We start from the raw sequence: 24,475 nt of genomic DNA, 5'->3' as shown, positions 1-24,475 counted from the left end.
GGCGACATTGGGGCAAGACGCAGGCGACCGCGGCATTGAGAGTTAACGCAGATGATCGTCGACGATTTCCGCAACCTTCTGGGCGATGGCGCCGTACTGAGCGCGCCCGAGGACATGGCTGGCTATGCGAGCGACTGGCGCCATACGGTAAAGGGGGTGCCAGCCTGCGTGCTGCGTCCGCGCGATGTGGGCCAGGTCGCGGCCGCGATGAAGCTCGCTCATGAGCGCGGCATCGCCATCGTGCCCCAGGGCGGCAATACGGGGCTCGCGGCCGGCGCGGTGCCCGATGGCAGCGGCGAGCAGGTCGTGCTCTCGCTCTCGCGCATGAACGCGATCAGGCAGGTCGATCCGGTCGGGATGACGTTGACGGCGGAAGCCGGCTGCATCCTCAAGACGGCTCAGGATGCGGCGGCGGAAGCCGGCCGGCTTCTGCCGATCAGCCTCGCGGCCGAGGGCTCCTGCCAGATCGGCGGCGTGGTCGCGACCAATGCCGGCGGGCTCAATGTGCTGCGCTACGGCATGACGAGGCAGCTCGTGCTCGGACTCGAGGTGGTGCGGGCGGACGGCACGATCGTCAATGGCTTGCGGCCACTGCGCAAGGACAATGCCGGCTATGACTGGAAGCAGCTCTTCATCGGCACGGAGGGCACGCTCGGCATCGTCACCGCGGCGGTGCTCAGGCTGTTGCCGCGGCCGAAGCATGTCGTCACCAGCCTGCTCGCGGTGCCCGATCCGGCAGCGGCGCTCAGGCTGCTCAAGCTGATGCAGGACGAACTCGGCGACACGATCAACGCCTTCGAGCTGATCTGCGGCTTCTCCTTCGGCATCGTGGAGAAGCATTTCGGGCTGAAGCCGCCGGTCTCGGGCGAAGGCTGGTTCGTGCTGCTGGAGGCCTCGGCCAGCCTGGAGGGCCTGCGCGATGCCGTCGAGGCGGCGCTGGCGCAGGCTCTGGAGGAGGAGATCGCCACCGACGGCGTGATCGCGGAATCGCAGGCGCAGGCGGCGCAGCTCTGGGCGTTGCGCGAACGCGTCACCGAGGCCGAGCTGAAGGAAGGCCGCAGCCTCAAGCACGACGTCTCGGTGCCGATCCCGGCGCTGCCGTCGTTCCTGGCCGAGGCTGAAGCGGCGGTGGCGCAGGCCTTCCCGGCGGCGCGGCTCAATGCCTTCGGCCATGCCGGTGACGGCAATATCCATTTCAACGTGCTGGTCGACCCGGAGGCGGACGGCGCGGCGTTGAACCGCACCGTGCATGACGTCGTCGCGGCACATGGCGGCTCGATCTCGGCCGAGCACGGCATCGGCGGCTATCGCGTCGCCGAATTGGCGCATTACCGCGCCGGCCCGGAGCTCGATCTCGCCCGCCTGATCAAGCGCAGCCTCGACCCCAAAGGGCTGATGAATCCCGGCAAGGTGGTGACGGCGGAATAGCCCCCTTTTGGCGCCCGGCGGCGCCGCGGAGCCAACCTCGCCGCGTCAGGCGCCCGCGGCGCTGCGCCGGCTAAAAGGCAGCTCCACCTCCCTGTCCCCGCCGAGAGCCCCGGCGACCACCAGGGCCGCCGAGAGTGCTTGCAGTTCGCCATCCGTCACCGGCGGCTGCGGCGGGCGCAACGCATCGCAGGACAGCCGGCCGATCAGCTTCAGGCAGGTCTTGAGGCGCGCCGTGGCGCGCCCGCCCGGCGCGTCCCGATAGATCGCGACCGAAAGGGGGTAGAGCCTGTCGTGCACGGCCCTCGCCTCGCTCCAGTCGCCGGCCTCGGCCGCGTTCCAGAGCGCGACGACCAGTTCGGGCACCACGGCGGCCAGGCTGACCTGGCTGCCGGCGCTGCCGATGATGTAGCTGGTCAGGAGATGCTCGTCGCCCGAGCCCAGCACGGCGAATTCGGGGCGCAGGGACCGGACCAACCGCAGGTTCTCCTCATAGGCGGCCACTTCCCAGCTGCCGTCCTTGATGGCGACGAAGCGCGGATCCGCGACGAGACGCCCCAGCACCACCTGCGAATAGGCCATGGCCCCCGCGCTGACGGGGGCTCCGTAGAGCATCAATGGTGCAGTCGTCGCGTCGCGCACGCGCTCGTGATGCTCGACCACGCAGGCATCGGCATGACCGAGCGCCCAGCTATTGGGAGGGAACACCAGCAACCCGTCGGCGCCGGCCTCCTCCAGCGCGGCCGCTTCGCGCGCAGCCTCCAGGCTGGATTCATGGTTCACGCCGGAGACGATGAGGCTCTCACGAGGGCAATGTTCGCGCGCGATCTCGACGACACGCCGCTTCTCCGCCAGCGACAGCACGAAATTCTCGCCGGCATGGCCATTGACCAGCAACCCGTTGATGCCCGGCACGGCGGTGACATCAGAGATATGTGCCGCCAGGGCGCCCTCGTCGATCGAGAAATCCGGCCTCATCGGCACGATCGTCGCCGCATGGATGCCGCGCAGGCGGCCAAGAAAGGAACGGGTCATGCATGGTCTCGCAGCTTGGCGCCCGTCCTGAGCAGGCGATCGATCGGAAAGAGCGGGAGTTCGGGCTCGCGCCCGAGGAGATGCTCGGCGAGCAACCGCGCGATATAGGGGCCGCTCGTATAGCCGGAATGGACGCTGCCGCAGACATAGGCGCCCTCGACGCCCGGGACCGGGCCGACGGCCGGCAGCGCATCCTGCGTCTCGGCCTCCAGCCCGGCCCAGGCGCGCGCCAGACGCGTGCCCGCGAGCGCCGGAATGGCGTGGCAGGCCAGTCGGATATTGCCGATCAGGCGGTCGGGCAGAAGCTCTACGCCGCCGCGGTCACGATCGCCAATGCCCTGCCAGCCGCCGCCGACGACGACCGTGCCGTGCGGGTACTGCTTGAGCGAGAGCAGGCCGTTGGCGATGCCGACGACCGTGCGCATCACGGGGGCGACACGCTCGCTGACCGCGAGCTGGTTCACCAGCGTCTTGATCGGCAGATCCACGCCGAGCCAGGCCAGCATGGGTTCGAGCCAGACGCCGCCCGCGAGTACGATGCGGCGGGCGCGCACCGGCCCCGTCCGCGTCTGCAGGGCGAAGCCGCCACCCCTTCGATCGACGCCGGACGCTGGCGTGTATTCGCGCAGCGTGACGCCCGCGTCGAGCAGCGCCCGGCGATAGGCGATGCCGGTCAGATAGGCATTGGCGAAGCCATCCACGCGGCAAAAGCCCGCCAGCCGCACGTTGTCGGAGATACCGGGCTCGACCGTCTTCGCCTGGGCGCCCGAGATGAGTTCGATCGGCGCTCCCGCCTCGCGCCGCTTGCCGGCGCGATAGGTCAGGAGCTCCTCCTCCCGTTCGGTGAAAGCGAGCGAGAGACCGTCGCAGACGACGACGCCGACATCATGCCCGAGCCAGTCGCGCGCCGAAGCCCACATCGCGTGGGCGCGCAGAGCATAGGGAATGAGCGCGACACGCGTCATCTGCATCGTCAGCGTGCCTGCATTGACGCCGGACGCCTCGCGGCAAAGCGCGCCGCGCTCGAGCAGGACGACATCCATGCCGCCGCGCGCCGCGAACAAGGCGACCGTCGCGCCATGCACTCCTCCCCCGACAACAGCGAGATCATGGATCACAGCGGGGCGGGCTCCGGAATGGGAATGTCGGAATAGTCGAAGGCGCCCATCAGGGCATCGAACGGCACGGGGCGCAGCGGCGGCCTGCCGGTCCAGTAGCCGACCTGCTCGCGCGAGCCGACCTTGCTCGCCAGCAGTTCGGCCGCGACGTCGCCGCATATGCGGCCCTGGCACGGGCCCATGCCGCAGCGGGTGAAATGCTTGAGCTGGTTGACGTCCCTCGCGCCCGCCTCATGCGCCGCATCGATCGCGCCGCGCGTCACATCCTCGCAGCGACAGACGACCGTCTCCGGCGCGATCGCCGCGACCTGCGCCGGACGGAGCGCCATGATTGCGGCCATCGCGTCCGAGAAAGGGCGGGCGCGCGCCACACCGGCCAGGATCGGATCAGCGATCTGTGCGAACCGGTCGGCGGCCACGACGCCAGCGTCCCGGGCGGCGGCGAGCCCCGCCAGACGCCCGGCCTGCTCGGCGACGATGGCCCCGCGCAGACCAGCACCATCGCCGCAGGCATAGAGACCTGCGATCGAGGTCCGGCCAAAGCCGTCGAGCACCGGGACGAAGCCGCCGCGCCGACGGTCGAAGACATGCTCCGCGCGCAGGAGCTTCGTGACCTCGGCGCCCGGAACGAGACCATGGCCGATGCAGAGGGCGTCGGCCGCGATCGCGAGTTCCGGCCCCGCCGCATATGCGCCCGCGCGATCGACCGGTGCGATCACGACGCGCTCCAGCACCTCGGCGCCGCATGCCGCCTTCACGGCATGGCCGGAATGGACCGGAACGCGCGCCGCGCCGATCTTCAACGCCCAGCCGGCACCGCGCACGAGCAGTCTCGGCTGCGTGGCCAATGATGGCAGGACCGCGAGCCAATCGCGGCGATGGCTGAGATCGACGATCGCCGCCACCTCGCCGCCGAGCTTGAGGATACCGGCTGCGACAGCGACGAGAAGCGGCCCGCAACCGGCGACGACGACCTTACGCCCCGGCGTCACGCCCTGCGACTTGATGAGCACGGTCGCTGCGGCAAGGCCGACGACACCCGGCAAGGTCCAGCCCGGAAACGGTACGACGCGCTCATATGCGCCGGTCGCTGCGATCAGCCTGGGCGCCTCGACGGCCTCATTGCCCTGCGGCCCGAGAGCGTCGACCCGAAACCGCCCGCCTGCCGACCAGACCCTGCGGCCGAAACGCAGATCCACTCCCGAAGCCGAAAGCCGCGCCCTCAGAGCGTCGCCGCAGCGCGTCTCCGGCGAAGCGGGCAGGCCCTCGAGGCCAGGCAGCGGCTGGCGCCAGATCTGGCCGCCAGCCCCGTCCTGCTCGTCCAGCAGGACCACCTTCAGCCCGGAATGCGATGCCGCCATCGCGGCATTGGCGCCGGCCGGCCCTGCACCGAGCACGATCAGATCATGCGTCACGGCACTCCCCTCAGCTCGACCGCCATGCCGGCGCGCACCGGCGTCAGGCAGGCTTGCCGCAGGGCACCATCGACGTGGAGCGCACATTCCTGGCAGACGCCCATATGGCAGAACGCGCCGCGCGGTGTTCCGGCGCCCGGGCTTGCGCGCAACCGCAGGCGCCCGGCGAGGGCGAGCGCCGTCGCGAGCGGATCGCCCGCACGCGCCGAGATGCTCTCGCCATCGACGGTGATCGCGACGAGCGGCCGCCCATCCTGCACAAGACGCTTCATCACCGCGCGAACCCATCCTCGCCTGCCTGCGGGTCTGCCAGGCCATGACGCCATTTGCTACTTTACAGACCGTCTGAATGTATACAAACTGTCTACCGTTCCTGCAATGGCGGCGGCGCTAAATCCTGCCATCGCGCAACGGCTCTTCGGGAGAATGCAAGCATGTTGAAGAAGTTGCTCGCCGCCGGCGCTGTCGCCCTCGGCCTGACAAGCCTGGCCACTCCGGCTTCCGTCGAAGCCCGGACGCTCGACGAGATCATCAAATCGGGCACGATCCGCGTCGGCGTGAATCCCACCCTGCCGCCGCTCGGCAAGTTCGACGAGAAGAACGAGATCGTCGGCTTCGACGTCGATTTCGCCACAGAGATCGCCAAGACGCTCGGCGTGAAGCTCGAAGTGGTTCAGACCGGCTCGCCGGACCGGATTCCTTTCGTGGTCTCCGGCAAGATCGACTTCGTGATGGGCGCGATGACGCGCAATCCCGAGCGCGCCAAGGTGATCGACTTCACCGTCCCGGTCCACACCGAAGTGCTCGGCGTGCTGACCACCAAGGACAAGCCCTTCACCGACTGGAAGCAGTTCAACGAGCCGTCCGTCACATTCGTGCAGGTGCGCGGTTCGACGCCGGTCAAGTTCATCGAGGACAACCTCAAGAACGCCAAGGTCACCCTGCTCGACAACTACCCTGACGCCGTGCGCGCGCTCGCCCAGGGCCGCGGCACGGCCATGATCGACGTGATCGACTTCATGGGCGAGCACATGGCCAAGCACAAGGTCGAGTGGAAGGTCGTCGAGACGCCGATCGACATCTACTATTGCGGCCTCGGCGTGTCGAAGGCGTCGACCGGCCTGAAGGACTGGCTCAACGTGGCGATCTTCGAACTGCATCGTCGCGGCAAGACCGACGAGATCTGGAAGAAGTGGTTCGGCATGGACATGCTGAAGCCCGTGGGCGTCACGCCATACTTCTGATCGCCCTCAGAAGCCCCATCGCCCGGTCGGCACCGCCGACCGGGCTCTGTCATCCGGGTCGCGATGAGCTACACACTGCAATATGGCCAGATCTGGCCTTTCCTTCCGCGCCTCTTCGACGGGGCGTGGGTCGCGTTGCAGATCGCCGTCCTCTCCTTCTGCGGCGGGCTCGCGATCGGCACGGCCTGCGCGGCGGTGAAATCCTTCGGGTCGCGATGGCTCGCGCGCATCGTCAACGCCTATGTCGTGTTTTTCACCAACACCCCGCAGCTTGTGCAGATCTATTTCCTGTATTTCGCACTGCCCGACATGGGCGTGCTGCTGTCCTCCTTCACGGCCGTGCTGGTCGGCATGACGCTGAATGCCGGCGCCTATCTCACCGAGATCCAGCGCGCGGGCTTCGAGAGCCGACGCGTCTCCGAGATGGAAGCCGCCGAGGTGCTCGGCTTCTCGCGGCTTCAGCAGATCCGTTACGTGATCCTGCCGCATATGGCGCGCGTCCTGTTCCCCCCGCTGTCGAACCACTTCATCATCATGACGCTGGGGACCTCGATGGCAGCGGTCTTCGGCGTTGAGGAACTGACCGGCCAGGCCTTCAACATCAATTCGCAGACGTTCCGGTCGATCGAGATCTTCTCGGTCACGGCGCTGTTCTATGTCGCGCTGACGCTTGCGGCGTCCGTGCTGCTCGCCGCCATCGGCCGCTATGCCTTCCGGGCTCGAACGGGGCTGATCTGATGCTGTCGCAGATCATCGAGGAGTGGCCGCGCTTCGCGACCTATTACAACCTCGTCTTCATCGCCAAGGCGGCCCTGACGACGCTTGCGCTCTCGGCGCTCGGCTGCGTCATCGGCTCGCTGCTTGGGCTCGCCCTGGCCGTGACGCGCCTCAGCCATGGCCGTGCCCTGCTGCCGCTGCGCCTGCTCGCCATCGCCTTCACGGAGCTGTTCCGTCGCGTTCCCTTCCTGGTCACGCTGATGCTGTGCTTCTTCGCCTTCCAGGCGACCGGCGCCGATCTGCCGCTCTTCGTCGTCGCGGCCGTGACCGTGACGCTGATCGCCGCCGCCTTCCTGGGCGAAATCGTTCGCGGCGGGCTGAATGCGGTGCATCGGAATCAATGGGAAGCTGCGGCTGCGATGAATTTCAGCCTGATCGAAACCATCCGCTACGTCGCGCTGCCGCAGGCCTGGCGCATCATCCTGCCGCCGGCCTTCGGCTTCTTCGTGATGTTCATCAAAGACACGGCGCTGGCGTCGCAGATCGGCGTGGTCGAGCTGACCTTCGTGGGCAAGGTCCTCAACAACAAGGGCTTTTCGGCCGCACTCAGCTTCGGCGCGATCCTCCTCGTCTATTTCGCCATTTCCTATCCGCTGGCGCGGTTCGGCGCCAAGCTGGAGGCCAGACTTGCATCATCTCGACATCGCGGGGCTTGATGCCCACTACGGCAAACTGGCCGTGCTCTCCGGCATCGACCTGACGGTCGGCCGGGGCGACATCATCGGGCTGATCGGGCCATCGGGCTCCGGCAAGAGCACGATCCTGCGCGTGCTGATGGGGCTGCTGCCGCCATCGGGCGGTGCCGTCAAACTGGACGACGTGCCGGTGAACTACGCCGATCAGGCGGCGCTGCGCCGGCTGCGCGACCGCATCGCCATCGTGTTCCAGCAATACAACCTGTTCCAGAACATGACGGTTCTGGAGAACGTCACGATCGCGCCGGTGAAGATCAAGAAGCGGCCGCGCGCCGAGGTCGAGGCGGAGGCCAAGGCCTTGCTGGCGAAGGTCGGGCTGGGCGACAAGCTCGCGCGCTATCCGGACGAATTGTCGGGCGGCCAGCAACAGCGCGTCGCCATCGCCCGCGCACTGGCGCTGAAACCGGAGATCCTGCTGCTCGACGAGGTGACGGCCGCGCTGGATCCGGAGCTGGTCTCGGAAGTCCTGGACACGATCCGGGTGCTGGCGCGGGAGGGCATGACCATGCTGATCGTCTCCCACGAGATGGCCTTCATCCGCGAAGTCGCCTCGAAGGTCGTGTTCATGGCCGGCGGGCGCGTCGTCGAAACCGGCGCGCCCTCGCAGATCTTCGACGCTCCGCAGCAGCAGCGCACGCGCGATTTCGTCTCGAAGATCCTGCGTCACTGAGCGGGCGGCCGTCCCCTGCCCGTCCCCTGCGCGGGCGCAGGATCAGCGCACGGTATCGAGCGCCGACTTGCCGAGGCTGCGGATATGGTTCTGTACCGCCCGGCGCGCCGCCTTGGGATCCTCCTGCTCCAGCGCCTCGACGATCGCCAGATGCTCGGCCGAATCCGGTTCGAGCCGGTCGGCGAGGCGGGCGATCTCGAACAGGCGCGTCGTGACCCGGAGCTTGCGGGCCAGTTCGGCCAGCACGTCATTGCCGCAATGGCGGGCGAACAGCTCGTGCAGATTGTCGTCCGAGGCCCAATGCGCGTCGGTATGGTAGGTCACAGCCGTGCGCAGTTGATTGATCTCGGCCCGCACCTTGACCATTTCGCCCGCCGGAATGCGCCCGGCCGCCAGCGAGGCCGCTTCCGGCTCTAGTATCTCGCGGCATTTCAGGCTCTGCAGATACTCGCCGAGATCGACATTGCGCACGAGGTAGGACCGGCCGGTGCCCTTGACGACGAGCCCCTCGCCTTCGAGCCGCTGCAACGCCTCGCGCAAGGGCGTGCGCGAGATGCCGAGGCTGTCGGCCAGGCGCGCCTCGACGATCATTTCGCCGCCGCGCAAATGGCGGCGGCGGATCATCTCCGAAATCGCGTTGTAGGCGAGGTTCGACAAATTGAAGCCGCCGGCCCGGACGATCTCCGTCTCGCCGGCCTCAGCCTGATCGACGTCACTCATGATTGCGCCAGGCCCTCGAAACCGCGCTTCGCATACGGCGAGCGAGCGCGTGACAGGTGGATGCCATGTCCCTTTCGACCAACGAGAGCGCCGTCCTCGACCACGATGCGGCCGCGGACCATGGTAAGGACCGGCCAGCCGGTGATCTCGCGTCCGTCATAGGGGGTGTAGTCGGCGCCATCCCGGATCAGGTCATGGGTCAGCGTCACGCGCTTCTCGGGATCCCAGATCGCGATGTCGGCATCGGCGCCCACGGCGATCACCCCCTTGCGGGGATAGAGGCCATAGGTCTTCGCGGGATTGGCAGCCGTGACCGCGACGAAGGTTTCCAGATCGATCCGGCCCTTCGAGACGCCTTCCGAAAACAGGATCGGCAGCCGCGCCCCGACGCCCGGAATGCCATTGGGGACCCAGCGGAAGCTCGTCTTGCCCCTGGGCGTGAGCTTGCCCTGCGGATCGTCATAGCGGAACGGGCAATGATCGGAGGAGAAGACCGTGAAGGCGCCATTGCGCAGGCCCTCCCAGCACGCCTCCTGGCTGGCCGTATCGCGCGGCGGCGGCGAGCAGACATATTTCGCGCCTTCCATGCCGAGCCCGTCGAGATCCTTCTCCGTCAGCACGAGATACTGCGTGCAGGTCTCGCCCAGCACGGTCAGGCCCTTGTCCTTCGCCCAACGGATCTGCTCCATGGCCTCGCGGTTCGAGACGTGGACGATCATCACCGGTACGTCGACGAGTTCGGCAAGCGAGATCGCGCGATGCGTCGCCTCGCGCTCGACCGCTATGGGGCGCGAAGTCGCATGGTACTTCGGCGCGATCCGCCCACCGCGCTCGAGCTGTTCGGTCATGAAGCGGATGGCGTCGTAGTTCTCGGCATGGACCATCACGAGCGCGCCGGTGTCGCGCGCGACCGACATCACGTCGAGGATCTGGCGATCGTTCAGGGCGAGCCCCTCATAGGTCATGAAGATCTTGAACGAGGTGTAGCCATCCTCGACCAGCGCCGGGAGTTCCTGGCCGAGAAGCTGCTCGCTCGGATCGGAGATGATCATGTGAAAGCTGACATCGACATGGCATTCGCCCTCGGCCTTGGCGTGATAGGCCTTGAGGGTCTCGCGCATCGAGCAGCCCTTCTCCTGCAGCGCGAAGGGCATGATGGTGGTGGTGCCGCCCAGCGCCGCCGAGCGCGTGCCGCTCTCGAAATCATCAGCCATCACGATACCCTCGCCGGAGGGCTGCGCGATATGGACATGCGCGTCGATGCCGCCCGGCAGCACGAGCTTGCCCGTGGCATCGATCACCTGCGGAGCCTCGCCGAGCGCCTCGCCCAACGCCACCACCCGACCGTCACGAATGCCGACATCGCACCTGATGCGGTCCGCCGCCGTGGCCACCGTGCCGCCGCGGATGATGGTGTCGTAACTTGCCATGCTCGTCTCATTCCCTTCTGCCGAGAACGAAACTGTATACAAACTGCACGCAAAAGGAAGATTGCATTCCGCCCTCGACGGCCTTTTGCCGGGGTCGGACAGCGACATGGCGGGCCTCCTCAGGACTCTGCCAGCGGAGCGAGCCGAGGAAGGGGCGGTGTAGCAGCGTCGCTCAAACGACCTTCCCCGGCTTGGCCGAAGCGGGGTCTAGCGCCAGGAAGTGGCTGACGACGGGCTTGTCCGGACCGATATGGAACTTGACCACCTCACGCTGCAGATCGGCATCGGCCTTCGAAACGCGCTTGTGCTGGCGCAGATGCTCGGCCCAGGACTCGACCATGAACCATTCGACGATGCGCTCGGGCTCTGCCGCATCCTCGGTGACGCCCCAGCCATAGGCGCCGTCGCGGCGGCGCTCATGCGAGAGGCTGTCGAGCGCGCCCAGGAAGGCAGGCCGGTCCGCCTTGGCGACCCGGTACTCGATCAGGACGAGCACGGGACCGCGATCATGCTCGACGGGCTCCGCCGTCAGCGGCTCGGGCCAGTGATTGGAAGCGACGAGATCGGCCTCGCCCCTCGGCAGCTTGACGCGGTGGAACAGGACGCCCGTGACCAGCACGCAGCCGGCGCCGACAAACAGGGTCGCGGGCACGCCAAGTTCCTGCGCGACGAGGCCCCAGCACAGGCTGCCTGCCGTCATCGCGCCGTTGAAGACGGTGAGGTAGACGGCCAGCGCCCGTCCGCGCACCCAGTTGGGCAGGATCGCCTGCGCGGCGCCGTTCAGCGTCGTCAGGGCGACGATCCAGGCTGCGCCGAGCAGCAGCAGGAACGCCAGCGCCAGCGGTTTGAGGGGGCCGAGCGCGAGCGCCGCCATGACCAGCGCCGTGACGACGGCGACGGCGAGCAGCAACTGGTCGGCATCCATCCGCCGGCGCAGACGTGGCAGCATCAGCGCCCCGCCAATCGCGCCCGCACCGACGCAACCGAGCATGATGCCGTAGAAGCCGGCATCGCCGCCGAGCAGGCCGCGTGCGACCAGGGGAAGCAGCGCCCAGATCGCGCTGGCGCAGGCGAAGAAGACCGCCGCACGCAGCAGCACGACATGCAGTTCGCGGCTGGCGCGCGCATAGCGCAAACCGGCCCGGAAAGCGCCCGCGAAGCGCTCCGACAAGGCATCGTCCGCGCCCGCGGCGCGCGGCCACCAGAGCAGCGCCGCGATGACGGCAACATAGCTCAGCACATCGGCGCCATAGGTCACGGCAGCCCCGAAGGCCGCCAGCAGCAGGCCGCCCGCAGCCGGGCCGATCGAGCGGGCGATGTTGATGCCGAGCGAGTTCAGGGCGACGGCGTTCTTGACGTCGGATCGCGGTACGAGTTCTGGCACGATCGCCTGCCAGGTCGGCCCCATCAGGGCGGCGCCGATGCCGCCGACGAAGGTCAGGGCGACGATGGCGCTGACGCTCAGCAGGCCGAGATGGGACAGAGCCATCAGCGCGATGCTGACCGCCGCCAGCAGGAGCTGGATGGCGATCAGGAATTTGCGTCGGTCGAGGATGTCCGACAGCACGCCGGCGGGGATGGCGAGCAGGAAGATCGGCAGCGTGCCGGCGGCCTGCACCAAGGCGATCGCGGCCGGCGAGGCCGAGAGATCGGTCACCAGCCAGGCGCTGGCGACATCGCGCATGAAGCTGCCGATATTGCCCAGCACGGTCGCTATCCAGAGCACCGCGAAGACAGGTTGCTTCAAGGGCGAGAAGGCGCCGGCCTCGCTCGCGACAGGTTTGGGAGCATCGGATTTGGGCGCGGTTTCACTCATCGTGGCTGCCGGCCGACTGCGGCACGCGCTCGCGCAGGTCGTGCCAGGCGACCAGGAGGAAGCCGCCGACGAGGCCGAGATGCTCGAAGAAGGCATTGGCCGCCATGAAGCGTGCGGGCGGAGCGATCTCCCAGAAGCGCAGCGCGACGAAGGTCGCCATCAGCGTGAAGCCGGCCAGCGCGAGCGCGCCGAGCCAGCGCCAGAACCCGGTCAGGATCATGAGCGATGCAACGATCTCGATGGCGATAACGGCAAGCGCGAAGGGCCGTTCCGGCGAGAGGCCGAAATGCTGCATCTCCGCGATGGCCGCCGGGAAATCGGTCGCCTTGTTGAGGCCGCCCTGGAGATAGGCGGCGCAGAGCCCGAGCAGGGCGACCCAGCGGATCGCGGGGGTGGCGAAGCGCGCCGCGATCCGCGTGAGGGCCGCGGGCTGGCCAGGGACAGCATGCGCCATGGTCAGAACGCCCAACAGGAGCAGCCGAGCGCGCCCCAGAAGGCAGCTTCGTCTTGGGCGGGTGCCTGCCGTCCCAAGGCGGCGCCATGGCCATGGCCGTGGACTCCACAGGCGCTGTCGCAGGCGCATCCCGCCATGAGCGCGTATTTGCGATCATCCGCGGCTGCGGCGCGCCTCTGGTAGCCGCCGAAGGTCCGGACCGGCGACCAGTCCGGCATCGCAGGCGGCAGCGGCGGGCTCATCGGCGCGTAGTCGCCGGCGCCGAAGACGACCTTGCCGCCGAGCAGGGTCAGCACGCTCTCGATGTCCTGGATCTCGTCCTCGGGCACGTTCATGTAGTCGCGATCGAGCACGGCGAGATCGGCGAGCTGGCCCGTCTTGATCTGGCCCTTCTTGCCTTCCTCGGTCGAGAACCAGGTATTGGCTTGCGTCCAGAGCCCGAGCGCGGTCTCGCGGTCGAGCAGGTTGCGCTGCGGGTAGAGCCTCAAGCCCCCCAGCGTCTTGCCGGTCACCAGCCAGGCCAGCGAAACCCAGGGGTTGTAGCTGGCGACGCGGGTCGCGTCGGTGCCGGCACCGACCTTGACGCCGGCCTCCAGCATGCGGGCGACCGGGGGGGTGCGCTCGGCCGCCTTCGCGCCGTAGCGCTCGACGAAATCCTCGCCCTGGAACATCATGCGGTGCTGCACGGCGATGCCGCCCCCCAGCGCCGCGATACGGTCGATGTTGCGGTCGCTGATCGTCTCGCAGTGGTCGAAGAACCAGTGCAGGCCTTCGAGGGGCACGTCCCGGTTCACCTTCTCGAAGACGTCGAGCGCACGGGTGATGGTCTCGTCATAGGTCGCGTGCAGGCGCCAGGGCCAGCGCTGCTCGGCGAGCAGCCGCACCACCGGCTCGAGGTCGCTTTCCATGCTGGGCGGCATTTCAGGCCGCTCGACCCGGAAGTCCTCGAAATCGGCGGCGGAATAGACCAGCATCTCGCCGGCGCCGTTGTGGCGGTAGAGATCGTCGCCCTGCCCCGGCTTCACCTGCTTCGACCAGCCAGCGAAATCGGCGAGCTCCTGCTTCGGCTTCTGGGTGAAGAGGTTGTAGGCGAGGCGCAGCGTCAATTCGCCCTGCGCATGCAGCTTCTCGATGATGGCGTAATCGTCCGGATAGTTCTGGAAGCCACCGCCGGCATCGATGATCGAGGTGACGCCGAGCCGGTTCATCTCGCGCATGAAATGGCGCGTCGAATTGAGCTGATATTCCGGCGGGAGCTTCGGCCCCTTGGCCAGCGTCGCATAGAGGATCGTGGCGTTGGGCTTGGCCAGGAGCAGGCCGGTCGGATTGCCGTCCCGGTCGCGGATGATCTCGCCACCAGGCGGGTTCGGCGTGTCCCTCGTGTAGCCCGCAGCCCGCAGCGCCGCCCCGTTGAGCAAGGCGCGATCATAGAGATGCAGGATGAAGACCGGCGTTTCCGGCGCGATCGCGTTGATCTCGTCGAGCGTCGGCAGGCGCTTTTCGGCGAATTGATGTTCGGCGAAACCGCCGACGACGCGGACCCATTGCGGGGGCGGCGTCACCGCGACCTGCTGCTTCAGCATCTCCATGGCCCGGCCGAGCGAGCGCACCCCGTCCCAGCGCAGCTCCATATTGTAGTTGAGCCCGCCGCGGATGATATGCATGTGGCTGTCGATCAGGCCGGGGACGGCGCGGCGGCCGCCGAGATCGATCACCTGCGTCGCCGGCCCGGCGAGGGTCTGCATCTCGGCGCGCGTGCCGACGCCGAGGAAGCGGCCATCGGCAATCGCGACGGCCTCAGGGTTCGGGTTGCTCCGGTCCAGCGTCGTGAAGCGACCATTGACGAGGATGAGGTCGGCGGTCATCGCGCGTGCTCCGGGGCTGAAGGTCTGGGAGGAGGCCGCTCCGCCCAACAAGGTCGAGAGCGCACCGGCGGTTCCGCCGAGCGCGGCCTGCCGGCGGGTCGGGTTCATGACGATGTGCCCCGGTCGCGCGCAGCTGTCGTGTCGTCGACCCGCGCCGGCAGCGCGCCGAAGACATGCTCGCCGCATTCATGCTTCAACCAGCCCAGACTCAAGCCCTCGCCGCCGATCAGACGCTTCGCGATGGGGATGATCTGCTCGCCGGCCAGGATGCCGAGCAGGCCGACCAGCGCGATCACCGGCGGCGCCGGGGAGCGCACATTGAGCAGGCTATAGACCACGCCGACGAGGAGGCCGGCGCCGAGCGCGAGGAGGTAAGGTTTCATCGCTTCGTCCCGTGATCCGGAAGGCGTGAAAGGCGGACCGCCTGCGCGGCCCGCCCGGAGTCTCAGCCCTTGATGAAGGCGAGCAGGTCGGCGTTCACGACGTCGGCATGGGTGGTGCACAGCCCATGCGGCAGGCCGGGATAGACCTTGAGCGTGCCCTGCTTCAGGTGCTTGATCGATTCATGCGCGGAGGCGCCGATCGGCACGATCTGGTCGTCGTCGCCATGCATCACCAGCGTCGGCACCTCGACCGCCTTGAGGTCCTCGGTGAAATCGGTCTCCGAGAACGCCTTGATGCCGTCGTAATGGGCCTTCGCGCCGCCCGCCATGCCCTGGCGCCACCAGTTCCAGATCACGCCCTGGTCGACCTTCGCGCCCGGCCGGTTGTAGCCATAGAAGGGGCCGGCCGGCACGTCGTAGAAGAACTGGGCGCGGTTGTCGGCCAGCGCCTTGCGGAAGCCGTCGAAGACCTCGAGCGGCAGGCCGCCGGGATTGGCCTCCGTCTTCAGCATCAGCGGCGGCACCGCGCCGATCAGCACGAGCTTGGCGACGCGGCCGGCGCCGTGCTTCACCGTGTAGTGCAGGGCCTGGCCGCCACCGGTCGAGTGGCCGATATGGACGGCGTTGCGGAGATCGAGCTTGTCGACCACCGCCGCGCTGTCGGCGGCGTAATGGTCCATGTCGTGGCCGTCCCAAACCTGCGAGGACCGGCCATGGCCGCGCCGGTCATGGGCGACGACGCGATAGCCCTTCGCGAGGAAGAACAGCATCTGCGTGTCCCAGTCGTCGCTGCTCAGCGGCCAGCCATGATGGAACACGATCGGCTGGGCATCCTTCGGACCCCAATCCTTGTAGAAGATCTCGACTCCGTCGCTCGTCGTGACAAAGCTCATGTCAGTGACCCTCCTGTGCGCCGAACATGGTCTTCGCGTAGATGATGCCGAGCCCGTAGGCTCCGCCGAACTTCCTCGCGATGCCGGTCGTCAGGTCATAGGTCCCGGCCCGCGCCCAGTCGCGCTGCAACTCGAGCAGATACTGCAGCGAGGTGATCGGGCTGGCGCCCGCCTGGACCATGCGCGTGACGGCGCGCTCATGAGCTTCCTCGGACACGTCTCCGCAGGCATCGGTGATGACGTAGACCTCGAAGCCTTGGTCGAGCGCCGACAGCGCCGGACCGACGATGCAGACGCTGGTCCACAGGCCGGCCAGCACGATGCGAGACTTGCCGATCTCGTTGACCCTGGCGATGACGCCGGCGTCCTCCCATGTGTTCATCGAGGTGCGATCCAGCATCGCCTGCCCGGGAAAGGCGCTCGCGATCTCGTCGAACATCGGCCCGGAGAAGCTCTTCTCCGCGACGGTGGTGAGGATCGTCGATGCGCCGAAGCCGGCCGCGGCATGAGCCACGAGGGCGGCGTTGTTGCGGAGCGCCACCGCATCGATCGACTTGGTCGCGAACGCCATCTGCGACTGGAAGTCGATCATGATCAGCGTGTGGTCCTGCGGCGTCAGGAGGAGCTTGCCGGGAATGGCTGTCGCGTGGGACACGGGTTTGAATCTCCGGTTGGGATGGCTGGAAACTAGAGCCGCGATGCGGCGATGACCATTAGTTACGTTCGGGATACCGCTTCACGATCATGAGCAGCGAATACGATCATCAGGTGACGCCGGAGGGCGGGTGTCTCGCCGACCCACTCCTAAAGTTCTTCGCGCAGCAGTGGATGAGCCATGTCGTCTTCGCGCTCGCGCGGCATGGCAGCGTTCGGTTCGGCGCTCTGCGCCGGCAATTGCCACCAGGCGTTTCTGCGCGCGTCCTCTCCGCGAGGCTGAAGGCGCTGGAGGCAGCCGGCTATGTCGAGCGTCGCGACCTGAGCGGGCGCGTTCTCCATGTCGAATATTCCCTGACTGCGATCGGACGGGCGATCGACGCCGCGCTCAAGCGCAGCGAGACCCTGCTGACCGGCAACGCGCCCGAAGCACGCTGACGGTCGGTATTCTGCGTCGCGGACCTCGGGCTGTCTTGCCGGTTCGTATCGAAGATTTTGCCGGATCGTATTGCCGGGTGCGCCTGTCCTCAGACGCGCTCGCGCCAGGTTCCCGGCGGGACACCCAGCGCGCGCGTGAAGGTGCGGGTCAGATGGCTCTGGTCGGCGAAACCGGAGCGGGAGGCGATCTCGGCGATGGACATCCGTGTGGTCGCCAGAAGAATCTTGGCTCGCTCGATGCGCTGCCCCAGCAGCCATTGATAGGGCGTCGCTCCGGTCGTCGCCTTGAAGGCGCGCATGAAGACGCTGCGCGACAGCCCGCAGGCGGCCGCGAGGTCGGCGACGAGCAGGTCGCCGCGCAGGTTCGTCAACAACAGTTCCTTGGCCCGCGTTTCCTGCACGGAGGATAGGCGGCGCTCCTTGCACGACACGGTCACTATGCCGGCAAAGCGCGTCAGCAGGCGCGTCTGCATCGCGAGCACGATCTGGTCGACGACGAGCGCGTTGACGCTGCCCGGCCGCTCCAGCGCCGGCAGCAGGGCCTGCGCCAGATGGAAGATCACGGGGTCCGGCTCCGCCTGGACGGTCGGTAGCGTCGCCGCGATGCGAGCGGCCGTCGTCTCCGCGGCGCTGCTCAAGGCGTCCTTCGGCATCTCGATCAGGAGGAAATCGAACGGCGTCCCGATCTGCGCGGCATAGGGTTCGGCGAAGCTGCGCAGATAGATCGACCCCGGCGCGAAATCGAAGCGCTGCATGCGGCCGTCTCGCAGGATGTGCCGCCCATGCCGCCCGGAGAGCGAGACGCCGAGCAGCAGGCCGCGATCGCTTTCCGGCGTCGCAACCTCCGAAGGCGCCGTCTGGGCGCTCGTCTTGCGGAAGATCGAAAGCCCCGCCGAGGTGAGGCTCTGGTCGCGCACCAGCGAGCCCAGCGAGCAGCCCAGAGTGTCCTTTGCGGGTGCAGGCTTCGAGCCGGCTGCAGATATCATCGAGTGTCTCGAAAGAGGGCTGCGATCTATAGTGCGACGCGCCCCGCACAGGTCAACATCGCCGGCTACCCGAGGCACAAGCCATGCCAGCCGAGTGCCGTTCACGCGGCGGCGTCTAGCCGATGGGAACGCCCAATCCGGTCTTGACCCGGTCCATCGCCACGAAGGTCTTGAACTTCCGGATATTGGCGTCGGCGAAGAACAGCCGCCGGGTCAGCGCCTCATAAGCCGCCATGCTCGGCACCAGCACGACCAGCATGAAATCGACGTCGCCCGTCACATAATAGCATTGCTGTACCTCGGGTGCGGCCAGGAAGGCGCGCTTGGCGGCGTCGATGTCGGCGGCCGTCTCGCTGACCAGTTCGATCTCGACGAAGATGGTGATCGCGTGGCCGAGCGCGGCCGGTTCGACGACGGCGACATTGGCGGTGATGACGCCGTCCTTCTCCATGCGCCGGATCCGGCGCTGCACCGCCGGCGCCGAGAGATTGACCTTTTCGCCGATGACGCGCTGCGGCGTCGTGTTGTCGACCTGAAGGATGGCGAGGATCGCCCGGTCGAAATCATCCAGCGCGAAATCGGTCGGCTCGGCCAAGCGGGGCCCCTCGATACAAACTTGCAAAACGGCAGGGCAATTGGAGCGCCTTTTTCGCCATGGCCGCAATATCCTTTCGGCATCACATCCGAAAGGCTCCGCATGCTCCTGCTCAACTCGCTCGCCGCCTATCGCCAGCCGCTCCATCCCGTCGATGCCGAGACGCTGGGCATTGCGGGGGCGGACGCGATCGAGCGGCATCTGGCGGCCCGGCCCGAGCACCAGCCGACGCCGCTCGTCGCCCTGCCCGGCCTCGCCGCCGAACTGGGCATCGCCGCGCTCCACGCCAAGGATGAGGGGCAGAGGCTCGGCCTCGGCAGTTTCAAGGCGCTGGGCGGCGCCTACGCAGTCGTGCGGCTGGTGCTGGAGGCGGCCGGCGAGCGCCATGGGCGCAGCTTCGACGAGGCCGAGCTGACCTCGCCCGAGGTCCGGGCGGTCGCGGCCGGGATGACCTTCGCCTGCGCCACCGACGGCAATCACGGCCGCTCGGTCGCGCAGGGGGCGGCGCTGGTCGGGGCTCGCTCGGTGATCTTCGTGCATGGCGGGGTCAGCACCGCGCGGGCCGAGGCGATCGCCCGCTTCGGCGCCGAGATCGTGCGGGTCGCCGGCACCTATGACGAATCCGTCGTCGAGGCGGCGCGCGTCGCGACCGAGCGCGGCTGGACGGTCGTCTCGGACACCGCCTGGGAAGGTTATGAGCGCATCCCTGGCCTCGTCATGCAGGGCTACACCGCGATCATCCGCGAGGCGCTGGCGCAACTGCCCGAGCCGCCGACCCATGTGTTCGTCCAGGCCGGCGTCGGCGGCATCGCGGCGGCGATCGCGGCGCATCTGTCGCTGGTGCTCGGCGCGGAGCGGCCGGTCTTCACCGTAGTGGACCCGGCCCGCGCCGCCTGCATCTTCGAGAGCGCCCGCGCAGGCCAGCCGACCAAGATCGGCCATGACAAGCCGACCGTGATGGCGATGCTGGAATGCTACGACCCATCGCCGCTGGCCTGGCGTGTCCTGGAGCGCGCCGCCGACGCCTTCATGACCGTCGAGGACGAGGTCGCGGTCGAGGCGATGAATCGGCTGGCTCGGCCGGTCGGCGACGATCCGGCGGTCGTCGGCGGCGAGAGCGGCGTCGCCGGGCTCGCCGGGCTGATCGCGGCGCTGCGCGATCCGCAGGCGCGGGCTGCGCTGAAGCTCGATGCGTCGTCTCGGGTCTTCGTCGTCATCACCGAAGGCGCGACCGATCCCGGTCGCTATGCCGAGCTGGTCGGTCTGATGCCGGACACGGTCGCAGGCGGGAGGGCGTGATGCAGAGCAAGACGGCGCTGGACCAGGACGCGCTGGTGGCGGAGATGACCGCCTGGCGGCGCGATCTCCATGCCCATCCGGAGTTCGGCTTCGAGGAGGCGCGCACCGGTGCCTTCGTCGCGGCGAAGCTGCGCGCGTTCGGCCTCGACGAGGTGGTCGAAGGCGTGGGCGGCACCGGTGTCGTCGGCACGCTGAAGCGCGGCAGCGGCAACCGGGCGATCGCGCTCAGGGCGGACATGGACGCGCTGCGCATTCCCGAGCAGGGCTCGCCTTCCTATCGCTCACAGAACCCCGGCGTCATGCATGCCTGCGGCCATGACGGTCACACGGCGATGCTGCTCGGGGCGGCAAAGCTGCTGGCCGAAGATGGCGGCTTCGAGGGGACGGTGCGCTTCATCTTCCAGCCCGCCGAGGAATGGGGCCGCGGCGCGCTCGCCATGCTCGATGACGGGCTGATGGAGCGGTTTCCGTTCGACGAGATCTACGGGCTGCACAACGAGCCCGGCATCGCCATCGGGCATTTCCGGACGAAAGCCGGCGCGATCATGTCGGCGGAGGACAATTTCGAGATCGTACTCAAAGGCATCGGGGGGCATGCCGCCCGCCCGCATGCGGGCAACGAGACCCTCGTCGCAGCCTGCGCGCTCGTCACCAGCCTCCAGACCATCGTTTCCCGGCGTGTCAGCCCGACCGATGTCGCGGTCGTCTCGGTAACGGAACTGATCACCGACGGCACCCGCAACGCCCTGCCGGGCGAGGCTAAAATCCTCGGCGACGCGCGCAGTTTTTCCGCTGACGTGAGCGCCGAAATCGAGCGGCAGATGCGGATCATCGCCGAGGGTATCGCGCGCGCCTACAATGTCGGGCACTCCGTCACCTATACCCGCGAATTCGTGCCGCTGGTGAACGACGCCGCGCTGACCGAGGAGTCCCTGGCCGTCGCGCGCGACGTGATCGGGGAAGACACGGTTTCCGTCGTCGCGGCGCCCTTCACGGGTTCGGAGGATTTCGCCCGCTTTCTCGACCATGTGCCGGGCTGCTTCGCCTTCCTCGGCAATGGCGACAGCGCGCCGCTGCACAATCCGCGCTATGATTTCGACGATGCCGGTCTGATCCACGGCATGCGCTTCCATGCCGGAATCGTGCGCCGGCGCTTGCCGGCGGCCTGAGCCTTGCTTAACCGCGTTGACGCTTCGAACTGGAGATTGCCATGGCCCATGCCCTGAAGGCGGTTGCCGCGAGCCCTGCCCCCGCCCTTGCCACGAACCGGCCCGATCTCGATTCCGAGATCGTCTGGGAGGCGCGGCGCGATCTCGCCGCGACCTTCCGCATGGCGGCGCGCTATGGCTTCGAGGAAGGCATCTGCAACCATTTCTCGGCGCTGGTGCCGGGCCATGACGACCTCTTCCTCGTCAACCCCTATGGCTGGGCCTTCCGCGAGCTGACCGCGTCGCATCTGCTGATCTGCGACTTCCACGGCAATGTCGTCTCCGGCGAAGGCCAGCCCGAGGCGACGGCCTTCTACATCCACGCCCGCGTCCACAAGAACATCCCGCGCGCCAAGGTCGCCTTCCACACGCACATGCCCTATGCGACCGCGCTCTCGATGACCGAGGGCGAGCCCTTGATCTTCGCCGGCCAGACCGCGCTGAAGTTCTATGGCCGCACGGCCTTCGACCGCGACTATAACGGCCTCGCCCTCGACGAGCGCGAGGGCGACCGCATCGCGGCCGCGGCCGGCGACGCCGACATCATCTTCATGAAGAACCACGGCGTCATGGTGCTGGCGCCGAACATCGCCGAGGCCTGGGACGACCTCTACTATCTGGAGCGCGCCTGCGAGGTGCAGACGATCGCGCTCTCGACCGGCCGCAGCGTGCTGCCGGTGAAGCGGGAGATCGCCGAGGCGGCCGCCCGCCAGATGCGCGAGGGCGATCCGGAATCGGCACGGCTGCACCTCGCCTCGATCCGCCGCCAGCTCGATGCCGAGGAACCGGTCTACCGCGATTGAGCGGCGATGGTTCGGGGGTCTCGTTATTGACTGAACCACGCCGTCATCCCGGGCTTGCCCCGGGATCCATCGGAGGGCTCCGGAGCTCTACAATGGATCCCGGGGCAAGCCCGGGATGACGGAGAGGTTCTGCGCATCATCCGCTCAGGTTAGCCGCCAGCCTTCTCGCCGAGATAATCGAAGACCACCTCGCCGAGGCCCAGCGTCAGGTCGGCAATGTAGTGGCTCGCAGAGACGACCTCGTGCACCGGCAGCCGCGCCACGTCGCACATCGCATGTTCGAAGAGCTGGAGCGCGGCGGGGCCGGACCAGGCGCCCTTCAGCGTGACGTCCTCCATGTAGTAGCGCACCAGTTCGCAGATGCGCGGCGAGCCGTCGACATGGGGGATGATCTTGATCATGAAGGCGGGCCTGGCCATCGCCTTGGCGAGCGGCGCCAGGTCGAGCTCGCGATGCTTGTAGCCCATGGTGGCGCTGACGCAGAGGACCGAGCCGTAATGCAGGGTGCCGACGAGCGTCTCCTGCTCATGCGCCAGCTTCGGCGTCGCGAGCTTCTTCGGGAAGCCCCAGATCTCGCGCCCGCCGGCGATGGGCGAATTGTCGTCGAGATACATGGCGTGGACATAGCCACCCTCCTGCACCTCGCCCGAGGCGGTGGTGAAGCGCACCGGGATGACCTGGCCGGTCTCGGTGTAGTCGCCGAAGCCGGTCGAATCCGGCATGCGGATGAATTCATAGGCGACGGTGTCGCCGACGACCTGCAGCGGCTCGGGCACCAAAGCACGCAGCCGCTCGGGGTCTGTCCGGTAATTGATGACGACGAATTCCCGGTTGTAGAACTTGTAGGGCGGCCGCGGATAGGCGGGGTTGTTCAGGGGCATCGCGAAGGCATTGGCGCGCACATCGGCGATCTTCATGGCGGTGTGTCCTCCTGGGTCGAGGCCGATCTGAACCCGGCGGTAAACCGGCCGCAAGCAATGATCCGCGCCGTTGCGCTCTGCGGCTCACGCAATATCTGCTCGGGTGCCGAAGCGCCTTGCGGCCGAATGGCTTAAACGGGCTGGAAGCCGACGCTTTACGGTTACGCCCTCTGGACGAGCAGCCGAATCCCAAACCATAAACAACGTGGTCACAGTGGAGCCCGAGAGAGCAATGCTTTTCCAGAAAGGGCAGATTTTTCCTCGGTTCTTTTGGACAGCGCTACTCGCGAGCTCGTCCTTGGCGATGTTACAGTACAAACTTGGAATGGATAAAAGCTATGTAACGATCGTGACGCTTATCCTCGTTTATCCACTTAAAAACATGTTGAACGCTCTTTTCAAGAAGAAACCTCCCTTCACGGAGAAGCAACTCGACTAACTGATTTCAGGGATCTTGGAGCCTGGCGACGAAAGTACGATCACGGCGCGACACCGGAGGCCGACACTCCCTTGAGTTCGACCGATCGACATCAAGACGAGCGTCAGCCAATCAAAACGCCGCCCGAAGGATCACTTCCTGGCGACGCAGGCGCCGGCGCTCGCGACCGTTCCCGCCGGGCAGGTCTTTGCGGTCGTGCTGGATGGCGACATCGTGGCGAAGGATTCGCAGCAGGCGCCGCGCAGGCGATAGCCGCTCGGGCAGCCATTGGACGGTGCGATGCGATCCTTGCCGTCGCGTGTCGGACGGCAGGAATCCGATGCCAGGGCCTGTTGCGTCGTCAACAGGACGGAGGCTGCGAGCAGGGCGGTGATGATTCGGATCATGCCGCATGCTCTCACATCCCGGCCCGGCGTCCTATGCCGTGCGTCGCGGACGATCAGGGCTTCCGGGCGCGCTCGCCCAGCAGGGCGAAATTCGCCAGGCTGATCAGATGCGCCTGGATCGGCCCGAGATAGCCTTTCCGCCGCAGCGAGAGCCAGGTTTCGTCCGGCAGCGCGTCCAGCCGTTCCTGGCTGATCGCGGAAAAGCCGGCGAAGCTCGAATTCGAGCCATCGGGCGAACGGATCTCGACATTGATCGTCTGGAAGAGATCGAGCGCCTTCAGTTCGGCGGTGAAGGCGATCGTCTGGGCGGCGGCTTGCGTATATTCGGAGACGAAGGCTACCACGCGCTGCAGCGCCTCCGCCGGCTCGCCTTCCTCCGTGAACAGGCGCTCGCCGCTGTCGCCGTTCAGGGCGGCGAAGCCACCATCGACGCAGACGACCTGCTGCTGCTCCGAGACATCGCCGCCGATGAAAGGGTAGCGCCTGATGTAAGCAGGCGGATGCAGGCCGCACCAGCGCCCCTCGGCATCGACATAGCAGTTCTCGCCCGGGCGCATCCCGACCATGAAGAGCGGCGAGTGGCGGCCATCTTCCTCCAGGAACAGGATCGGCATGTCGCGGCAGCCCATGGCGAATTCCGGCATCAAGGCCGGCAGCACATGGGCGCCGGCCGCGAATGCATAGGGCTTCTCGGCCGGGGCGATGCGCGCCTCGCGATGGATGTCGCGATCGAGCACGACGATGCTGGAATAGAAGAGCGGCAGGGGCGCCATGATCGGTTCCTTGGAGATCGCAGACGGTGTTTGG

At 67.4% G+C, this 24,475-nt stretch carries 26 protein-coding genes; 9 read left to right on the top strand and 17 right to left on the bottom strand.

Features of this window, described 5'->3' with window-relative positions; translation table 11 throughout:
• Positions 1-51 precede the first annotated feature (51 nt).
• Positions 52-1,428 carry an FAD-binding oxidoreductase gene (locus tag AC1RMY_RS15625; RefSeq protein WP_492865934.1) on the top strand — a complete coding sequence of 459 codons (1,377 nt, stop codon included), beginning with the start codon at positions 52-54 and terminating at the stop codon, positions 1,426-1,428.
• Between the two features lie 45 nt (positions 1,429-1,473).
• Here the strand turns inward: AC1RMY_RS15625 and AC1RMY_RS15620 are convergent, their stop codons facing one another.
• The 4 genes from AC1RMY_RS15620 to AC1RMY_RS15605 are packed head-to-tail and all read right to left on the bottom strand — an operon-like array spanning position 1,474 to position 5,265.
• Positions 1,474-2,460: a dihydrodipicolinate synthase family protein gene (locus AC1RMY_RS15620; protein ID WP_492865932.1), complete on the bottom strand. Its 987-nt coding sequence runs from the start codon at positions 2,458-2,460 to the stop codon at positions 1,474-1,476.
• The gene (locus tag AC1RMY_RS15615; protein WP_492865930.1) at positions 2,457-3,578 is read right to left on the bottom strand and encodes an NAD(P)/FAD-dependent oxidoreductase; all 1,122 of its coding nucleotides are present in this window, start codon (positions 3,576-3,578) and stop codon (positions 2,457-2,459) included. Before AC1RMY_RS15615 ends, AC1RMY_RS15620 begins: the two co-directional genes overlap by 4 nt.
• On the bottom strand, positions 3,575-4,993 hold the full coding sequence (locus tag AC1RMY_RS15610; protein WP_492865928.1) for an FAD-dependent oxidoreductase: 1,419 nt from the start codon (positions 4,991-4,993) through the stop codon (positions 3,575-3,577). Before AC1RMY_RS15610 ends, AC1RMY_RS15615 begins: the two co-directional genes overlap by 4 nt.
• Positions 4,990-5,265, bottom strand: a complete 276-nt coding sequence (locus AC1RMY_RS15605; RefSeq protein WP_492865999.1) for a (2Fe-2S)-binding protein — start codon at positions 5,263-5,265, stop codon at positions 4,990-4,992. Before AC1RMY_RS15605 ends, AC1RMY_RS15610 begins: the two co-directional genes overlap by 4 nt.
• 162 nt (positions 5,266-5,427) lie before the next feature.
• On the opposite strand from AC1RMY_RS15605, the gene AC1RMY_RS15600 reads away from it, so the two are divergent.
• The 4 genes from AC1RMY_RS15600 (at position 5,428) to AC1RMY_RS15585 (ending at position 8,379) form a co-directional block, all read left to right on the top strand.
• Positions 5,428-6,237: a transporter substrate-binding domain-containing protein gene (locus tag AC1RMY_RS15600; protein ID WP_492865926.1), complete on the top strand. Its 810-nt coding sequence runs from the start codon at positions 5,428-5,430 to the stop codon at positions 6,235-6,237.
• A 63-nt stretch (positions 6,238-6,300) separates the two neighbouring features.
• Positions 6,301-6,975: an amino acid ABC transporter permease gene (locus tag AC1RMY_RS15595; RefSeq protein WP_492865924.1), complete on the top strand. Its 675-nt coding sequence runs from the start codon at positions 6,301-6,303 to the stop codon at positions 6,973-6,975.
• Positions 6,975-7,670 carry an amino acid ABC transporter permease gene (locus AC1RMY_RS15590; protein ID WP_492865922.1) on the top strand — a complete coding sequence of 232 codons (696 nt, stop codon included), beginning with the start codon at positions 6,975-6,977 and terminating at the stop codon, positions 7,668-7,670. The genes AC1RMY_RS15595 and AC1RMY_RS15590 overlap by 1 nt, the downstream gene beginning before the upstream one ends.
• Positions 7,642-8,379 carry an amino acid ABC transporter ATP-binding protein gene (locus AC1RMY_RS15585; RefSeq protein ID WP_492865920.1) on the top strand — a complete coding sequence of 246 codons (738 nt, stop codon included), beginning with the start codon at positions 7,642-7,644 and terminating at the stop codon, positions 8,377-8,379. The genes AC1RMY_RS15590 and AC1RMY_RS15585 overlap by 29 nt, the downstream gene beginning before the upstream one ends.
• 42 nt (positions 8,380-8,421) lie before the next feature.
• On the opposite strand, the gene AC1RMY_RS15580 is transcribed toward AC1RMY_RS15585, so the two are convergent.
• The 8 genes from AC1RMY_RS15580 to AC1RMY_RS15545 form a co-directional block, all read right to left on the bottom strand.
• Positions 8,422-9,099 carry a GntR family transcriptional regulator gene (locus AC1RMY_RS15580; RefSeq protein ID WP_492865919.1) on the bottom strand — a complete coding sequence of 226 codons (678 nt, stop codon included), beginning with the start codon at positions 9,097-9,099 and terminating at the stop codon, positions 8,422-8,424.
• On the bottom strand, positions 9,096-10,529 hold the full coding sequence (gene hydA / locus AC1RMY_RS15575) for a dihydropyrimidinase (protein WP_492865918.1): 1,434 nt from the start codon (positions 10,527-10,529) through the stop codon (positions 9,096-9,098). Before hydA ends, AC1RMY_RS15580 begins: the two co-directional genes overlap by 4 nt.
• Positions 10,530-10,701: 172 nt before the next feature.
• Positions 10,702-12,345 (bottom strand): MFS transporter, encoded by a 1,644-nt coding sequence (locus AC1RMY_RS15570; RefSeq protein ID WP_492865916.1) that lies wholly within the window; start codon positions 12,343-12,345, stop codon positions 10,702-10,704.
• On the bottom strand, positions 12,338-12,799 hold the full coding sequence (locus AC1RMY_RS15565) for a DoxX family protein (RefSeq protein ID WP_492865914.1): 462 nt from the start codon (positions 12,797-12,799) through the stop codon (positions 12,338-12,340). The genes AC1RMY_RS15570 and AC1RMY_RS15565 overlap by 8 nt, the downstream gene beginning before the upstream one ends.
• Positions 12,800-12,801: 2 nt before the next feature.
• Entirely contained in the window at positions 12,802-14,772 is a 1,971-nt protein-coding gene (locus tag AC1RMY_RS15560; RefSeq protein WP_492865912.1) for an amidohydrolase, read from the bottom strand.
• On the bottom strand, positions 14,769-15,047 hold the full coding sequence (locus AC1RMY_RS15555) for a XapX domain-containing protein (RefSeq protein WP_492865910.1): 279 nt from the start codon (positions 15,045-15,047) through the stop codon (positions 14,769-14,771). Before AC1RMY_RS15555 ends, AC1RMY_RS15560 begins: the two co-directional genes overlap by 4 nt.
• Before the next feature lie 62 nt (positions 15,048-15,109).
• Positions 15,110-15,940 carry an alpha/beta fold hydrolase gene (locus AC1RMY_RS15550; RefSeq protein WP_492865908.1) on the bottom strand — a complete coding sequence of 277 codons (831 nt, stop codon included), beginning with the start codon at positions 15,938-15,940 and terminating at the stop codon, positions 15,110-15,112.
• Between the two features lies 1 nt (position 15,941).
• Entirely contained in the window at positions 15,942-16,532 is a 591-nt protein-coding gene (locus tag AC1RMY_RS15545) for a hydrolase (RefSeq protein WP_492865997.1), read from the bottom strand.
• A 152-nt stretch (positions 16,533-16,684) separates the two neighbouring features.
• Between AC1RMY_RS15545 and AC1RMY_RS15540 the strand changes: the two genes are divergently transcribed.
• Complete coding sequence (locus AC1RMY_RS15540; RefSeq protein WP_492865906.1) at positions 16,685-17,032, top strand: winged helix-turn-helix transcriptional regulator; 348 nt, start codon at positions 16,685-16,687, stop codon at positions 17,030-17,032.
• Between the two features lie 89 nt (positions 17,033-17,121).
• On the opposite strand, the gene AC1RMY_RS15535 is transcribed toward AC1RMY_RS15540, so the two are convergent.
• Both AC1RMY_RS15535 and AC1RMY_RS15530 read right to left on the bottom strand, forming a co-directional pair.
• Positions 17,122-18,018, bottom strand: a complete 897-nt coding sequence (locus tag AC1RMY_RS15535) for a helix-turn-helix domain-containing protein (RefSeq protein WP_492865904.1) — start codon at positions 18,016-18,018, stop codon at positions 17,122-17,124.
• Positions 18,019-18,133: 115 nt separating this feature from the next.
• Complete coding sequence (locus AC1RMY_RS15530) at positions 18,134-18,613, bottom strand: Lrp/AsnC family transcriptional regulator (RefSeq protein ID WP_492865902.1); 480 nt, start codon at positions 18,611-18,613, stop codon at positions 18,134-18,136.
• Positions 18,614-18,715: 102 nt separating this feature from the next.
• Between AC1RMY_RS15530 and AC1RMY_RS15525 the strand changes: the two genes are divergently transcribed.
• The 3 genes from AC1RMY_RS15525 to AC1RMY_RS15515 are packed head-to-tail and all read left to right on the top strand — an operon-like array spanning position 18,716 to position 21,923.
• Complete coding sequence (locus AC1RMY_RS15525; RefSeq protein WP_492865901.1) at positions 18,716-19,912, top strand: diaminopropionate ammonia-lyase; 1,197 nt, start codon at positions 18,716-18,718, stop codon at positions 19,910-19,912.
• Positions 19,912-21,081, top strand: coding sequence for a M20 aminoacylase family protein (locus AC1RMY_RS15520; protein WP_492865899.1), 1,170 nt, complete (start codon positions 19,912-19,914; stop codon positions 21,079-21,081). The genes AC1RMY_RS15525 and AC1RMY_RS15520 overlap by 1 nt, the downstream gene beginning before the upstream one ends.
• A gap of 41 nt (positions 21,082-21,122) precedes the next feature.
• Positions 21,123-21,923: an aldolase gene (locus AC1RMY_RS15515; RefSeq protein WP_492865898.1), complete on the top strand. Its 801-nt coding sequence runs from the start codon at positions 21,123-21,125 to the stop codon at positions 21,921-21,923.
• Positions 21,924-22,072: 149 nt separating this feature from the next.
• Here AC1RMY_RS15515 and AC1RMY_RS15510 read toward each other — a convergent pair whose 3' ends face one another.
• The 3 genes from AC1RMY_RS15510 to AC1RMY_RS15500 form a co-directional block, all read right to left on the bottom strand.
• A complete protein-coding gene (locus AC1RMY_RS15510) occupies positions 22,073-22,840 on the bottom strand; it encodes an acetoacetate decarboxylase (protein ID WP_492865897.1) in 768 nt (255 codons plus the stop codon).
• A gap of 573 nt (positions 22,841-23,413) precedes the next feature.
• Positions 23,414-23,668, bottom strand: a complete 255-nt coding sequence (locus tag AC1RMY_RS15505; protein ID WP_492865896.1) for a hypothetical protein — start codon at positions 23,666-23,668, stop codon at positions 23,414-23,416.
• Between the two features lie 53 nt (positions 23,669-23,721).
• Complete coding sequence (locus AC1RMY_RS15500) at positions 23,722-24,441, bottom strand: SapC family protein (protein WP_492865894.1); 720 nt, start codon at positions 24,439-24,441, stop codon at positions 23,722-23,724.
• Positions 24,442-24,475 lie beyond the last annotated feature (34 nt).

It is taken from the genome of Allobosea sp. GW822-FHT03F07, from assembly GCF_058801345.1.
The sequence above is the reverse complement of the archived record's forward strand: the minus strand, read 5'-3'. Positions and strand labels throughout refer to the sequence as shown.